The organism is Variovorax sp. FW301-JW7, from assembly GCF_058788795.1.
The window spans coordinates 253,200-266,950 of record NZ_JBYTBC010000009.1; the positions used below are offsets into that span (position 1 = coordinate 253,200).

Here is a 13,751-nt window from a genome sequence, read left to right on the forward strand (position 1 = left end):
CGCCATGGAATTCTTCCGCATCCACAAGACCATCCCGTTCATGCGCCATGCCCTGGTGCTGAACATCATTTCCTTCGCAACCTTTGCGCTGGCGCTGTTCTTCCTGTTCCACCGCGGACTGCACCTGTCGGTGGAGTTCACCGGCGGCACGGTGATGGAAGTGGCCTACGAGCAATCGGCCGACATCGGCAAGGTGCGCGAGGCCGTCACCAAGCTCGGCTATCCCGAAGTGCAGGTGCAGAACTACGGCACCTCGCGCGACGTGCAGATCCGCCTGCCCACCCAGAAGGGCATGAGCTCCGACCAGCAGAGCGCGCAGGTCATGCAGGCGCTGAAGTCGGTCGACCCGTCGGCCACGCAGCGCGGCATCGAGGTCGTCGGGCCGCAGGTCGGCGAGGAGCTGACCACCAACGGCATCAAGGCGCTGGCCATGGTGGTGATCGGCATCATGATCTACCTGGCGTTCCGCTTCGAGTGGAAGTTCGCGCTGTCCACCGTGCTGGCCAACCTGCACGACGTGGTGATCATCCTGGGCTTCTTCGCCTTCTTCCAGTGGGAGTTCTCGCTGGCGGTGCTGGCGGCGGTGCTCGCGGTGCTGGGCTACTCGGTGAACGAGTCGGTCGTGATCTTCGACCGCGTGCGCGAGAACTTCCGGCGTTACCGCAAGATGACGACCACCGAAGTGATCGACAACGCGATCACCTCGACCATCAGCCGCACGATCATCACCCACGGCTCCACGCAGCTCGTGGTGCTGTCGATGTTCTTCTTCGGCGGCCCGACGCTGCACTACTTCGCGCTGGCACTGACCATCGGCATCTGCTTCGGCATTTATTCGTCGTGTTTCGTGGCTGCCGCGATCGCGATGTGGCTGGGCGTGAAGCGTGAAGACCTGATCAAGGGCCCGCCGGTCAAGCGCGACGGCGATCCGGGCGGCGACGACCCGAACGCTGGCGCCGTGGTCTGAGGGATACTTCGGCGCCAGCTTCGCGTCACCCGCACTTGTGCGGTGGCGCATCCCGATGCAAGCTCGGGGCTGTCGTCGATGAACCGTTCTCTCCGGCCTTTCCGATCCATCAATGAGCACTGCGCGGTCCGCTTCTTCCCTGCAGCTCGCACGCGAGGCGCGTGAGCGTTTCGTGGCGGCCACGGAAGGTGCGATCGCTCCGCTGGCCCAGGCCATCCGCGACCGGCTGACCTCGGTGGCGTCCGATGTCGGCAGCGCGCGCACCATGCAGGAGAGCCGCGACGACCTCGTGGCGTTCCAGGACCACGCTTCGCAGTGGGTGTCGCTGGCGCAGACCGGCTGGCGCAAGGCGCTGGGCGCGAGCCCGACGGGTGCCACCTCGTCGGCCCCCGCAGCGCTGCGGCTGGAACTCATCGGCGACGAGGTGGTCGAGAGCAACATCCTCGCCTCGCGCCTCGCGCAGACCATCCACGACAAGGCCAGCTTTGAACTCAGCGACCTGCGTCTGCGCATCCAGCACCTCGAAGGCACGCACGAGCTCGATGCCCGGGACGTGCTGAAACCCGAGACGCTGGCCCAGCTGCTGGTGGACCAGTGGCTGGCCGCCGGCCTGAGCCGCGAGGCCTGGGGCCGCGTGCAAGGCACGGTGCAGCAGGCGCTGGCCGACGTGATCGTGAAGGCCTACGAAAGCGCCAACGCTTTCCTGATCGCGCAGGGCGTGATGCAGGAGATCGACCTCAAGAGTTTCGTGCGCCGCACGGGCGATTCGGGCGGCGGCACCTCGTCCATGGGCATGCCGGTGACGTCGAACATGCCGATGGGCCACGGTTGGCAAGGTACGGCCGGTGCCGCGGTGCCGCATGTCCAGCAGCCATCGCAGCCGCAGCGACCGGGCTTCGGCTTCCAGGCGTCGGTGCCGTCGTCGGGTTCGGCCTCCAGCTCGATGATGGGCAGTTCGCCGCTCGCCTTCGCGCGGCAGCGCGCGCAGACCGCGCTGCTGAGCCTCAAGCGTTTTGTCGCCGCGCGCATCGGTGGCGAGGCCGGTGCCTCGCAACCGGGCGGGGTGACCGGCACCGGTGGCGGCGTGGCCGCGCCCCGCGTGTTTTCCAGAACTTTTGCCGGCGCCATCGCCGATGCCGAGGTCGCCTACCGCATGGCGGCCACGCAGTACATGGACGGCGGTGGCGAGCAGGCCACGCTGATCCAGCAGACCGCGGTCGACCTGCGCCGCCGCACCGCCGAACTCAAGAAGCGCGCGCCCACCACGGCCGACAAGGCCACGGTCGAGATCGTGGCGCTGATGTTCCAGGCCATCCTCGCGGAAGAGCGCATCCCGTTCTCCGCGCGCGTGTGGTTCGCGCGGCTGCAGATGCCCGTGCTGCGCGTGGCCATCGCCGAGCCCGAGTTCTTCGGCACCCTGCAGCACCCCGCGCGCATGCTGATCGACCGCATGGGCTCCTGCGTGATGGGCTTCGACGCCGCCGCCATCACCGGCAGCGCGCTCGAGAACGAGATCAAGCGCGTGGTGCAGGTGATCGAGCAGTACCCCGAAACCGGCCAGCGCGTGTTCAAGCTCGTGTTCGACGAGTTCGTCGCCTTCCTCAGCCGCTACCTCACGCAGAGCGACGCCACGCAGCGCGTCATGAGCGTGGCGCAGCAGGTCGAGCAGAAGGAGACGATGGCGATCCAGTACACCATCGAGTTGCGCAAGATGCTCAACGACATGCCGGTGCGCGACGAGATCCGCGAGTTCCTGTTCAAGGTCTGGGCCGAGGTGCTGGCCATCGCCGCGCTGCGCTACGGCGCACAGGGCGAGCACACCGTGATGCTCAAGCGCGTGGCCTCCGAGCTGGTCTGGGCCGCGAGCGCCAAGCCCAACCGCGCCGACCGCGCCCGCGTCATTCAAGACCTGCCGCAGCTGCTGCAACGCCTGCGTCAGGGCATGGACCTGCTGGGCATCGTCGGCGAGCCGCAAGAGGGCCACATCAAGACCATCGGCGCCACGCTCACCGACGCCTTCATGTCGAAGACCGAGGCCATTCCCCAGGCCAAGATCGAGGCCATGGCCGAGCGGCTGGCGCACCTGGAAGACTTCGTGAGCGACGACGGCAGCGCCTCCAGCCTGCCGCTGGACGCGCAGAGCATCGAGCTGCTGCTCGGCGTGGATGCGACCGCCATCGAGGTCATTTCCGACACCGTCGGCGTCAAGGTCGCGGAAGACATGCTCGCGTGGACCCACGAGCTGCAGGTCGGCAACTGGTTCATGCTGGACCACAACGACCGCGTCACCCAGGTCCAGTTCGTCTGGCGCAGCGACCGCAAGCGGCTGCACCTGTTCGCCTCGGCCGACGGCCGCAGCTTCCTCATCCAGGCGGGGCGCCTCGCGATGTACCTGCAGGCCGGCCTGCTGGTGCCGGCCGAGGAAGAGACGCTCACCGCGCGCGCGACGCGCGAGGCGCTGGCGAAGCTCGATGCGAATCCTGAGCGACTCCTGAATTAGTCAGCCGCTTCGGCTGTTCTCTCTGTTCGCGAAACACCACGGAACTGGCTTTGCCAGGCCGTTGGTGTTGCCCCCGGTAGGGGGTTGGCGAAGCGACACGAAGTGCGCGAAGACTGGGGGCGAGCTCAGTGCGCCGTACGGCCTTCGCGGCTTTCGCAGAGTTCGTCGAGCACGAGGGCATCGGGCTCGATGCCGGTGCTCCAGTGCACCATCAGCACGATGATCTTGAGTTCGTCCAGCGCCACCGGGTCGCCCGGTGCGGCCATCGCGCGCTCGACGACGATCTCGCGCAGGCCGCAAGGCAGCACGTTCGACAGTTCGAGAAAACGGATGAAGCCGAGGCATTCGGCGCCAAGGTGTTCCTGCTCCGACGGCGAGTACACGCGCATCGACTGGCTCGACTGGGGCAGCGCCGCATCGGGCGCGCCGCCCAGCGTGACGCGGGCGGTGGTGATGGCGTTGTCGTCATCGCCTTCACGGGCCTGGTGTTCAAACTGCAGGCCTTGCGTGGCCAGGCTCAGGCCGTCGAGCCACTGCAGGGCGTCGCGAATTTCTTCCGCCTCGAAACCGTGCGCACTGAGCTTGCGGCCCAGCTGTTCGGGTTCGGGGCAGGCATCGCCGCGCCAGTAGTTTTCATACACAAACACGAGCACTTCGAACATGGGCTCAATATAGCCGAGGATTCCGTTGCTCGCCCCCAGTCTTCGCGCACTTCGTGTCGCTGCGCCAACCCCCTACCGGGGGCAACACCTGCGGCCCGGCAAAGCCGGTTCCGCGGTGTTCCACGAAAAAGCGGATGCAGACTGGGCGTCAGCCGACGGCGGCTCTTTGAAACAGGCCGCCGGGCAGACGCGAGACGTGCCCGTCGAGTTCAAGCTCGAGCATCTTCGCCTGCAGCTGGGCCGCGCTCCAGCCGGTGCGCGCGCTCAACGCATCGAGGCTCACCGGGTCGAAGCCGAGGGCGTCAAGCAGCGGATGCTCCGGGGCCGGCGAAGGCGTGTCGCTGGCCGGCGTGCGAGCGGCCGGCGCGAGCGGCGGCAGCTCTTCGAGGATGTCGTTCACCGACTCGACCAGCTTCGCGCCTTGGCGGATCAGCGCATGGCAGCCGCGCGATTGCGGCGAGTGGATCGAACCGGGGATCGCGAACACTTCCTTGCCCTGCTCCGACGTGAGGCGCGCGGTGATGAGCGAGCCCGACGCCAGCGCCGCCTCGACCACCAGCGTGCCGCGCGCCAGGCCTGCGATGAGTCGGTTGCGCTTGGGAAAGTTCTGCGTGAGCGGCGGCGTGCCCAGCGGCAGCTCGCTCACGATCAGCCCTTGCAGCGTGATGCGGTGCGCCAGGTCGCGGTGCCGCGCGGGGTACACGCGGTCCAGGCCGGTGCCGACCACCGCCACCGTGGCGAGCACGGGGGCGTCGCCGGCCGCGTCGAGCGCGCCCAGGTGCGCTGCGCCGTCGATGCCGAGCGCCAGTCCCGAGACGACGGGCAGGCCGGCTTCGCCCAGCGCCCGTGCAAAGGCGCGCGCATGGCTGGCGCCCTGCGGCGTCGGGTTGCGGCTGCCGACCACGGCAAGGCTGCGGCCGAGTTGCGTGAGGTCGAAGGCGGCGGCGCCGAGCACGTAGAGCATCAGCGGCGGGTCGACCATTTCGAGCAGAGAAGTCGGGTAGCCGGCATCGCCGAGCGTCACGACGCGGCGCGTGATGGCGCCGCCGGTGTTGTCGTCCGCGGGGTGCAGCCATTGCCAGGTCTGGTCGACCTGCGCCTGCAGGCCGGAGGGCGGCTGCTTCAACGCGGCGGCCTGGGCGGTGCTGACGACTTCGCCCAGCGTCGCCTCGGGCTGCGCGAAGATCGCGTCAGGCAGCCCGAAGGCCGCGAGCAGGCGGCGTGCGGCGCCGTCGCCGACGCCTGGTGTCAGTGAAAGTCGCAGCCAGCCTGCGAGTTCTGCGCGTTCCAAACGAGTGTGCGAGAAAAAAGCCTCAGGCGCGTGTCAGGGATTGACGAGGAAGTCGCCGGCGCGGGGAGTGTCGTTGATTTCGAGCACGAGTGCGTACGAGACTTTCTCGAAGGTGCGGAACACCATCAGCAGGCCGATGCGTTCGTTCGGCAGCTTGATGGTTTCCTTGCGCGCGCCGGTGCGGTCGAGGATGGTCTCGCCGTTCTTCAGGATGGCCAGCACGTGGCCGTTGTCGATGCCGTCGCGCGTGCCCTTGTTGATGGCCACGACCTGGTTCTGCGCCGCGTACTGCACGGCGTTGCCGTAGACCGACACGATGCGGCCGTCCACCTGGGTGGAGGGCGCGCGCGGCGCGTAGCTCAGCAGCTGGCGCGGCGGCTCGGGCAGCAGGCGGTCGCCGGCGCGCATTTCCTCGCGCGACGCAATGATGTCGATGCTGGCCGGCACGACCGTGATGACGTCCTTGTCGCCGGTCGTCTCGATGGTGGTCGATTCGCCGCGCTGCAGTTGCGCCTTGCCCAGGTACTGCGCCTCGTAGCCGAGGATTTCGCCGGTGCCGGGGTCTTTCAGCGGCGTGGCGTTGCGGAAGATGCGGTAGTGCTGCACCGGGCCCGGCTTCTCGACCAGCGGCGATTCGGCATTGCCGCGCGCATAGGCGCGGTCGCCGCGCGACAGCAGCACGCGGCTGTCGTTGCCGGCCACGATGCGCGGTGCGGCGTCGAGCGTGTTGGCGTCGACCACGATGGGTTCGCTGAGGAAGGGCTCGATCAGGCTCGGGTTGAGCGTGGGCAGGGCCATGCCCGCGAGCGAGTCGAAGCGCGTGCGCGGCGACAGCTTGATGGTGCCGCCGTCGACGCCGCCCACGCTGCGGCGCGTGGTCAGGCGGGCGCGGCCGCCGCTCTTGTCCAGGTACAGCACCTGGCCCGGGTAGATGCGGTGCGGGTCCTGGATCTCGTTGATGTTCATGCCCCACAGCTCCGGCCAGCGCCAGGGGCGCAGCAGGTACAGGCGCGAGATGGCCCAGAGCGTGTCACCGGGCTTGACCGTGTATTCGTCGGGCGCCTTCGGCGACAGTTCGCTCAGCGGCACACCCGCCTGGGCGGTCTGCTGGGCGGTGGCGCGCTGCTGGGGCGTGACCGGGTAGGTCGTCTGCGCCCAGGCCGCCGTGGCGCCGCAACTGCCGGCCACCGCCAGGGCGGCCGTCCAGAAGGCAAAGAGGGTCGGGCGCTGGTGTTCGGTGGAGCTGGGCTGTGTCATGTCTGGATGGGTGAGCGCACGAAGTATCGTGGCGCATACGAATCTCACAATTTGCTACGAATTCTGCGCCCGAAGCCCTTGCAAGGGCAACGTTTTCGCGCCAATGCGCCGCGACGCGTCGCGGAATTGGCGAAAATAGCCACAACTTCCCCCCGATTTCATGGCCAAACGAATCATTCTGAGTTACCCCGACAAGCGCCTGCACACGGTGGCCAAACCGGTGCAGGGCGTGGACGCGCGCATCAAGACGCTGGTCGCCGACATGCTGGAAACCATGTACGACGCGAGCGGCATCGGCCTGGCCGCGACCCAGATCGACGTGCACGAGCGCGTGGTCGTGATCGACGTGTCCGAAGAGCGCAACGAGCCGATCGTGCTCATCAACCCGGAAATCACCTGGGCCAGCGACGAGAAGGTGCTGAATGAAGAGGGCTGCCTCTCGGTGCCCGGCATCTACGACGGCGTGATGCGCTCCACCTCGGTGAAGGTCCAGGCGCTCGACGCCGACGGCAACAGCCACACCCTCGAGGCCGACGGCCTGCTGGCTGTGTGCATCCAGCACGAGCTCGACCACCTCCTGGGCAAGGTGTTCGTCGAATACCTGTCGCCGCTCAAGCGCAACCGCATCAAGAGCAAGCTCCTCAAGCAACAGCGCGAGGACATGAAAGAAGCACGGGCATGAATTGCCGCCGGGCTGCGTGGTCCTCGCTGGCCGCCGCCGGACTGTTGTTCCTGGCGGGTTGCGTCAGCGAACCCACGCGCATCCAGCCCGGCACCTCCGCCGCCGAGACCCTGCAGCGCCTGGGCGCGCCCACGGGCCGCTACCCGCTCAACGGCGGCGGCGAGCGGCTGCAGTACTCGCGCATGCCGGCGGGCTTCGAAGTGGTCGACATCGACCTCGACGCGTCCGGCAAGGTCGTCTCGGTGACCCAGGTGCTGACCGAGGCGCGCTTCGGCCACGACATCCAGGTCGACCGCTGGCGCCAGAACGAGGTGCTGGCCTTCTATGGCAAGCCCTACGAAATCAGCCGCGTCAGCTCCTTCGACGGCGCCGTCTGGACCTGGCGCTACAAGGCCGTCAACGAGCGCCGCATGCTCTATATCTACATCGACCCCACCGGCGTGGTGCGTCGGTATCACACGGGGGATGACCTCGAATTCGAACGGAACCGGGATTGAGCGCGTTGAAAGTCGTTTTTGCGGGCACGCCTGAGTTCGCGCGCGTCGCCCTGGAGGCCATCGCCGCCGCCGGCCATGACATCGTCGGCGTGATGAGCCAGCCCGACCGGCCCGCCGGCCGCGGCATGAAGCTGCAGGCGTCGCCCGTCAAGCAGTGCGCCGTGGCCAACCACTGGCCCGTGGCGCAGCCGCGCAGCCTGCGGCTCGACGGCAAGTACCCCGACGAGGCCACCGCCGCGCGCGACACGCTGCTCGCATGGCAGCCCGACGTGATGGTGGTCGCGGCCTATGGGCTGATCCTGCCGCAGTGGGTGCTCGACCTGCCGGTGCACGGCTGCCTCAACATCCACGCCAGCCTGCTGCCGCGCTGGCGCGGTGCCGCGCCGATCCACCGCGCCATCGAGGCCGGCGACACGCAGACCGGCATCACCATCATGCAGATGGACGCCGGCCTGGACACCGGCGACATGCTGCTGCGCGAGGCGCTCGACATCGCGCCCGGCGAGAACACCGCCCGCCTGCACGACCGGCTGGCTGCGCTCGGCGGGCGCATGGTGGTCGAGGCGCTGGCGCAGATCGGCCAGCTCGTCCGCACGCCGCAGCCCACCGAAGGCATCACCTACGCCCACAAGGTCGAGAAGCACGAAGCGCTGATCGACTGGACGCAGCCGGCCGCCGCCATCGTGCGCCGCGTGCTGGCCTTCGATCCGTTCCCCGGCGCCAACAGCCCGCTCGGCGGCGAGACCGTCAAGCTTTGGGCCGCGCACGTGGCGCCCGGCACCCCGGGCGCGGCGCCCGGCACCGTCGTCTCGGCCGACGCAACGGGCGTCGCCGTGGCGGCATCGGACGCCACCGTGGTGCTCACCGAACTGCAACGCCCGGGCGGCAAGCGTCTGCCCGCGGCCGATTTCCTGCGCGGCTTCGACCTGAAGCCCGGCCAGGTCTTCGGCTGATGTTTCTCTCGCCCACGCTGCGCCGCCAGCCCGAGTTCCGCGCCGGCATGCGCGACATGGCCTCGGCCGCGCTCGGCATCGGCGCCTGGGGCCTGATGACCGGCGTGGCCATGGTCAAGTCGGACATGAGCGTGCTCGAGGCCGTGGCGATGACCCTGTTCGTCTACGCCGGCAGCTCGCAGCTGGCCGCCATCCCGCTGCTGGCCGCGGGCGCGCCGGCCTGGGTGATCCTGGCGACGGGCTTCTGCGTCAACCTGCGCTTCGTGGTGTTCAGCCTGCACCTGCGGCCCTACCTCATGCACATGCCGCGCTGGCGCCGCCTGCTGCATGGCTACCTGACGGCCGACCTGAGCTACGCGCTCTTCACGAAGCAGTACACGGCCCCGCCGACGACGCCCGCCGAGCGGCTGTCGCAAGAGGCCTACCTCACCGGCAACTACTTCGTGACCTGGTGCGCGTGGATGGGCATGAGCCTGCTGGGCATCGCGCTGGCCAACCTCATTCCGCAGACCTGGGGCCTGGGCTTTGCCGGCGTGCTGAGCCTGGTGGCCATCGTCTGCTCGATGGCGACGACCCGACTGCGCGTGCTGGCCGCGCTCATCGCGGGCGCCACGGCGGTCGCGGCCTACGCGCTGCCGCTCAAGCTCAACATCGTGGTCGCGATCGGCGTGGCGGTGCTGCTGTGCTTCTGGCTCGAAAAGCAGTTCGGGCTCGACCCCGACGCGGAGGACGACAAATGAGCGGCGGCGGCACCGACTGGTGGACCCTGGCCGTGATCGCCGGCTTGGCCGGCGTCACCGTGCTCACGCGCTGCTTCTTCTTCATCCTCGACCGGCCCTGGGGCCTGCCCGAGTGGGCGCACCGCGCGTTGCACTACGCGCCGGCCGCCGCGCTGGCCGGCGTGATCGCGCCCGAGATCGTGATGACGCAGGGCCACCTGATCACCACGCTGCACGACGCCCGCCTCTATGCGGCGGTCGTCGGCGGCGCCTACTACTTCTGGCGGCGCGGCGTGCTCGGCACGATGCTGGCCGGCATGGCCGTCTACCTGCCCCTGCACCTCGGCCTGGGCTGGTGATCGGCTCAGGCTAGTCGAGCTTCACGCCGGCGGTCTTGATGATGTTGCCCCAGCGCTCGCTCTCCGCGCGCGAGAGCTTGTAGAAGTCCTGCGGCGTGCCGGGCAGCGCCTCGAAGCCGAACTCCGCAAACAGCTTCACCACCTTCGGTGCCTGCATCGCCTTGTGCAGCTCGGTGTTGATGCGCGCCACGGCCTCGGGCGGCATGCCGGCCGGGCCGATCAGGCCGTGGAAGGCGTAGGCGTTGACGTCGCTGAAGCCCGCTTCGACGAAGGTCGGCACCTCGGGCAACGCACCGGCGCGCTGCGGCAGCGCGATGGCCAGCACGCGCACCTTGCCCGACTTGATGATCGGCAGGCCCGAGGCCAGGTCGAGCATCATCGTCGGCACCTGGCCGCCCATCACGTCGGTCATGGCGGGCGCGGCGCCCTTGTACGGCACGTGCGTGATCGTGAGGCCGGCCTTCTGCTTGAACAGCTCCATCGCCATGTGGTGCGGCGAGCCGTTGCCGGGCGAGGCGTAGCTCACCTTGTCGGGGTTGGCCTTCACGTAGCGCACGAACTCCGCCACGTTCTTCGCGGGAAAGTCGGGGTGCACGACCAGCGCCACGGGGAAGCGCCCGATGGTGCCGATGTAGGTGAAGTCGGTCGCCGGCTTGTAGGGCAGCTTGGCGAACATGTGCTCGTTGAACAGCAGCGCCGCGTTCTCGGCCTGCATGATCGTGTAGCCGTCGGGCTTGGCCTGCATCATCACCGACACGCCGATGTTGGTCGACGCGCCGGGGCGGTTGTCGATGATCAGCGGCTGGCCGAGCGACGGCTGCATGGCCTCGGCCAGCGAGCGCGCGAGGTTGTCGGTGCCGCCGCCGGCCACGTAGGGCACGATCCATTTCACGGGCTGGCTGGGGTAGGCCGCCGGTTGCGCCGACGCGAAGGGTGCGGCGGCGAGCGCGAGGGTCGCGGCCAGCAGGGGAATGAAGCGCTTCATCGTTTGTTGTCTCCGTTGCTTTGTTGAAAAAGAGAGCGGCTCAGGTGCCGCGCAGGATCTGCCAGAGCTCGCGGTCGCGCTCGGCGGTCCAGACGACGGGGTGCTCGATGCCGCGCAGCTCGTCGTACGCGCGCGAGACGTCGAAAGGCAGCACGTGCTGGAACACCGGCCAGCCGCCGAAGCGCGGCGTCATGGCCGCCTCGGCGCGCGCGAAGCAGCCCTTGAGCGTCTCGCCCGCGGCGATGCCCGCGCGCACGCTGTCGAGCAGCGTCGAGAGAAAGTCCTTCGTGAGCCCGATCGCTTCGGCGCAGGCCGCTTCACCCTGCAGCACCGCGCCGCGCCCCGGCACCAGAACGCGCGGCTTGAGCGCGCGCACCGCGTCGAGCGTGCCGGCCCAGTCGCCGATGTAGGCGTCGCCCGCGTACACGCCGCAGTGGTTCTCGACCACGTCGCCTGCAAACAGCACGCCGCTGTCGGGCAGCCAGGCCACGGTGTCGCCGCTCGAATGGCCGCGGCCCAGCGCCATGAGCCGCAGTTCGCGGCCACCGCCGAGTGGCAGCGTCATCTCGCGCTCGAAGACCGTGGTCGGAAAGGTCAGGCCCGGAATCTCTTCCACGCCCACGAACAGACGCGGGAAGCGGCCCACCTCCGATTCGAAATCGGCCTGGCCACGCGTGCGGATCCAGTCGAGCGTGCCGTTGCTGGCGACGATCTCCTGCACCTCGTCGAAGGCGCTCGCGCCCATCACGCGCACCGCGTGGTAGTGCGTGAGCACGATGGTGCGGATCGGCTTGTCGGTCACGCTGCGGATCGCTGCGAGAAAGTCGCGCGCCATGCGCGGCGTGGGGCGGGTGTCGATCAGCACCACCTGCTCGTCGCCGACGACGAAGCCGCAGTTGGGGTCGAAGTCGCTGATGTAGCCGTAGGCGCCCGGGGCGAGTTCCTGCAGGCGGGGCTTCTGCTCGCGGGTGTCGGAGGCGGAAGCGAAAGAGACGGTGGCGGTCATGGAGGTGTTGTCGTGGTCGTGGGGATGTCTTCTTCGGCCTCGGCCGCCGCGCGGATGCACGCGAGCAGCACGGCCTGGTCGGCGCACTGGTTGGCCAGCAGCAGCACGAGGCGCGCGTTGAGGTCGGCGCTCTGCGCCTCGGTGCGGCCTTCGTGCGCGGCCAGCAGGGCGGCGTAGAAGCCGTCGGGGTCGGGGATGCGGGGCTCGGTGATCATGGGGACGAAGCGGGGAGTGCGAGCGCCGTGCGGACGGCGGCGGCGATCGTGTCGGGGGTGGCTTGCGCAAGGAGCGCAGCGCGGTAGGCATCGGGGCGCACGAGCACGAAGCCGCCCACGCTGGGGTCGATGCCGAGGTGGCGCGCCAGCGCCTCGTCGGCCTGCAAGGTCGGCAGGCCGCTGTCGCCGCCCACGGCCAGCAGGCGCAGCGGCAATCCGGCCGTGGCATTGCTCGCGGCCTGGGCCTGCGCGCGCGTCGGCGCGAACCACAGGCCCAGGCACTGCGTGCCCTCGGCCAGCAGCTGCATCAGCGTGGTCTCGCGCCCGTCGGCCCAGTGCAGCGGCAGGTTCTGCACGGTGCGCCCGCCCTCGGGCAGCAGCGGCGCGGCGGGGTAGTCGTTGGCGACCGACATGCGGCCCGTGTTGACCAGCGCCCGCGCAAAGGTGTGGCGCTTGGCCAGTGCCACCACAGCGCGGCGCAGCATGTGCTCGGCCGGCGAGCGCGGCGCGAGGAAGCGCGCCGAACGGCTCGTGACCGTCAGGTTTTCCTGCGCGGCCGGGCGGCGCTCGGCGTCGTAGCTGTCGAGCAGCGCCTCGCCGGCTTGGCCCTGCACGACCAGCGCGAGCTTCCAGCCGAGGTTGGCCGCGTCCTGGATGCCGGTGTTGCCGCCGCGCGCGCCGAAAGGGCTCACCACGTGCGCGGCGTCGCCGATGAAGCACACGCGGCCGTGGCGGAAGCGCTCCAGCAGGTGGTCGCGGTAGCCGTACGGGCCGATCCACACGAACTCGAAAGCCACGTCGGGCCCGAGCTGTTCGCGCAGCCGCGCGCCGGCCACCTCGGGGCGGCTGATCTCGGCCGGGTCGCAGTCCTCGGGCATCTGGTAGTCGATGCGCCACACGCCGTCGGCCATCAGGTGCTGCCACACGCCGCGGCCTTCGTTGAAGGGCGCATCGACCCAGGTCCAGCGCTCGGTGGGCAGCGGTTTTTCGAAGCGCACGTCGCTGATGCACCAGCGGTCGGTGCTGCGCGAGGCGTGCGATGCCACGCCCAGCTGCGTGCGGATCGGGCTGTTCGCGCCCGTCGCGTCGATCAGGTGGTCGGCCTCGATCGTGTAGCTGCCGGCGGGCGTCTCGATGTCGATGCGCACGCCGTCGGCCAGCGGCTCGACGCGCGTCACGCGGCTCTTCCAGCGCAGGTCGGTCACGCCGAGTTCGAGAATGCGATCGACCAGGAACCACTCGATGTAGAACTGCTGCAGGTTGATGAAGGGCGGCTGCGTCGAGACGCTGCTGGCCTGCAGGTTGAAGTTGTAGACCTCTTCGTCGCCCGAGAAGGTGCGCCCGAACGACCAGGTGACGCCCTTGGCCGCGATGCGCTCGCAGATGCCCAGGCGCTCGAAGATCTCCAGGCTCTTCTGCGCATAGCAGATGCCGCGCGACGAGGCGCCGCGCACGCCCACGGTGTCGTCCTCGTCGAGCAGCACGGCGCGCACGCCGCGTTGCGCGAGGTCGCAGGCCAGCGTGAGGCCCGAGGGGCCGGCGCCGACGATCACGACCGGGTGGCGCACCACCTGCGCACTGCCGAGTTCGGGCGGTGGCGTGAAGGGCCAGACCGGCAGTTCGTAGGCCGGTGCGAATGCAAAGTTTTCCATGGCTCT

14 protein-coding genes are annotated in these 13,751 nt (G+C 69.2%); 7 read left to right on the forward strand and 7 right to left on the reverse strand.

Going from position 1 to position 13,751, the window contains the following annotated elements:
- Positions 1-4: 4 nt before the first annotated feature.
- Together secF and AC3WQM_RS23975 are read left to right on the forward strand one after the other, a co-directional pair.
- On the forward strand, positions 5-967 hold the full coding sequence (gene secF, locus AC3WQM_RS23970) for a protein translocase subunit SecF (RefSeq protein WP_489060724.1): 963 nt from the start codon (positions 5-7) through the stop codon (positions 965-967).
- Positions 968-1,079: 112 nt separating this feature from the next.
- Positions 1,080-3,467 (forward strand): DUF1631 family protein, encoded by a 2,388-nt coding sequence (locus AC3WQM_RS23975; protein WP_492682231.1) that lies wholly within the window; start codon positions 1,080-1,082, stop codon positions 3,465-3,467.
- 125 nt (positions 3,468-3,592) lie between these two features.
- Here AC3WQM_RS23975 and AC3WQM_RS23980 read toward each other — a convergent pair whose 3' ends face one another.
- From AC3WQM_RS23980 to AC3WQM_RS23990, 3 genes are all read right to left on the reverse strand, one after another.
- Entirely contained in the window at positions 3,593-4,129 is a 537-nt protein-coding gene (locus tag AC3WQM_RS23980; RefSeq protein ID WP_489060728.1) for a Smg family protein, read from the reverse strand.
- Between the two features lie 148 nt (positions 4,130-4,277).
- The gene (gene dprA / locus AC3WQM_RS23985) at positions 4,278-5,420 is read right to left on the reverse strand and encodes a DNA-processing protein DprA (RefSeq protein ID WP_492682233.1); all 1,143 of its coding nucleotides are present in this window, start codon (positions 5,418-5,420) and stop codon (positions 4,278-4,280) included.
- 33 nt (positions 5,421-5,453) lie between these two features.
- Complete coding sequence (locus AC3WQM_RS23990; RefSeq protein WP_492682235.1) at positions 5,454-6,677, reverse strand: LysM peptidoglycan-binding domain-containing protein; 1,224 nt, start codon at positions 6,675-6,677, stop codon at positions 5,454-5,456.
- A gap of 160 nt (positions 6,678-6,837) precedes the next feature.
- Between AC3WQM_RS23990 and def the strand changes: the two genes are divergently transcribed.
- From def to AC3WQM_RS24015, 5 genes are read left to right on the forward strand one after another with little or no spacing between them, the layout of a single operon-like run.
- A complete protein-coding gene (gene def / locus AC3WQM_RS23995; RefSeq protein ID WP_489060734.1) occupies positions 6,838-7,359 on the forward strand; it encodes a peptide deformylase in 522 nt (173 codons plus the stop codon).
- Entirely contained in the window at positions 7,356-7,856 is a 501-nt protein-coding gene (locus tag AC3WQM_RS24000) for a hypothetical protein (protein ID WP_489060736.1), read from the forward strand. Before def ends, AC3WQM_RS24000 begins: the two co-directional genes overlap by 4 nt.
- A complete protein-coding gene (gene fmt / locus AC3WQM_RS24005) occupies positions 7,853-8,809 on the forward strand; it encodes a methionyl-tRNA formyltransferase (protein ID WP_492682237.1) in 957 nt (318 codons plus the stop codon). The genes AC3WQM_RS24000 and fmt overlap by 4 nt, the downstream gene beginning before the upstream one ends.
- On the forward strand, positions 8,809-9,549 hold the full coding sequence (locus tag AC3WQM_RS24010; protein ID WP_492682239.1) for an AzlC family ABC transporter permease: 741 nt from the start codon (positions 8,809-8,811) through the stop codon (positions 9,547-9,549). Before fmt ends, AC3WQM_RS24010 begins: the two co-directional genes overlap by 1 nt.
- A complete protein-coding gene (locus AC3WQM_RS24015; RefSeq protein ID WP_369630623.1) occupies positions 9,546-9,887 on the forward strand; it encodes an AzlD domain-containing protein in 342 nt (113 codons plus the stop codon). The genes AC3WQM_RS24010 and AC3WQM_RS24015 overlap by 4 nt, the downstream gene beginning before the upstream one ends.
- A gap of 10 nt (positions 9,888-9,897) precedes the next feature.
- Here the strand turns inward: AC3WQM_RS24015 and AC3WQM_RS24020 are convergent, their stop codons facing one another.
- Genes AC3WQM_RS24020 through AC3WQM_RS24035 form a run of 4 tightly spaced genes read right to left on the reverse strand, consistent with a single transcriptional unit; the run spans position 9,898 to position 13,745 of the window.
- Positions 9,898-10,872: a Bug family tripartite tricarboxylate transporter substrate binding protein gene (locus AC3WQM_RS24020; RefSeq protein ID WP_492682241.1), complete on the reverse strand. Its 975-nt coding sequence runs from the start codon at positions 10,870-10,872 to the stop codon at positions 9,898-9,900.
- Positions 10,873-10,912: 40 nt separating this feature from the next.
- A complete protein-coding gene (locus AC3WQM_RS24025) occupies positions 10,913-11,878 on the reverse strand; it encodes an MBL fold metallo-hydrolase (RefSeq protein WP_492682243.1) in 966 nt (321 codons plus the stop codon).
- Positions 11,875-12,093: a DUF2783 domain-containing protein gene (locus AC3WQM_RS24030; protein WP_492682245.1), complete on the reverse strand. Its 219-nt coding sequence runs from the start codon at positions 12,091-12,093 to the stop codon at positions 11,875-11,877. Before AC3WQM_RS24030 ends, AC3WQM_RS24025 begins: the two co-directional genes overlap by 4 nt.
- Positions 12,090-13,745: an FAD-dependent oxidoreductase gene (locus AC3WQM_RS24035; protein WP_492682247.1), complete on the reverse strand. Its 1,656-nt coding sequence runs from the start codon at positions 13,743-13,745 to the stop codon at positions 12,090-12,092. Before AC3WQM_RS24035 ends, AC3WQM_RS24030 begins: the two co-directional genes overlap by 4 nt.
- Positions 13,746-13,751 lie beyond the last annotated feature (6 nt).

Coding starts and splice junctions, on each gene's coding strand:
- secF (WP_489060724.1), top strand. CDS start 5: ATGGAATTCTTCCGCATCCACAAGACCATCCCGTTCATGCGCCATGCC.
- AC3WQM_RS23975 (WP_492682231.1), top strand. CDS start 1,080: ATGAGCACTGCGCGGTCCGCTTCTTCCCTGCAGCTCGCACGCGAGGCG.
- AC3WQM_RS23980 (WP_489060728.1), bottom strand. CDS start 4,129: ATGTTCGAAGTGCTCGTGTTTGTGTATGAAAACTACTGGCGCGGCGAT.
- AC3WQM_RS23990 (WP_492682235.1), bottom strand. CDS start 6,677: ATGACACAGCCCAGCTCCACCGAACACCAGCGCCCGACCCTCTTTGCC.
- def (WP_489060734.1), top strand. CDS start 6,838: ATGGCCAAACGAATCATTCTGAGTTACCCCGACAAGCGCCTGCACACG.
- AC3WQM_RS24000 (WP_489060736.1), top strand. CDS start 7,356: ATGAATTGCCGCCGGGCTGCGTGGTCCTCGCTGGCCGCCGCCGGACTG.
- AC3WQM_RS24010 (WP_492682239.1), top strand. CDS start 8,809: ATGTTTCTCTCGCCCACGCTGCGCCGCCAGCCCGAGTTCCGCGCCGGC.
- AC3WQM_RS24015 (WP_369630623.1), top strand. CDS start 9,546: ATGAGCGGCGGCGGCACCGACTGGTGGACCCTGGCCGTGATCGCCGGC.
- AC3WQM_RS24020 (WP_492682241.1), bottom strand. CDS start 10,872: ATGAAGCGCTTCATTCCCCTGCTGGCCGCGACCCTCGCGCTCGCCGCC.
- AC3WQM_RS24025 (WP_492682243.1), bottom strand. CDS start 11,878: ATGACCGCCACCGTCTCTTTCGCTTCCGCCTCCGACACCCGCGAGCAG.
- AC3WQM_RS24030 (WP_492682245.1), bottom strand. CDS start 12,093: ATGATCACCGAGCCCCGCATCCCCGACCCCGACGGCTTCTACGCCGCC.
- AC3WQM_RS24035 (WP_492682247.1), bottom strand. CDS start 13,745: ATGGAAAACTTTGCATTCGCACCGGCCTACGAACTGCCGGTCTGGCCC.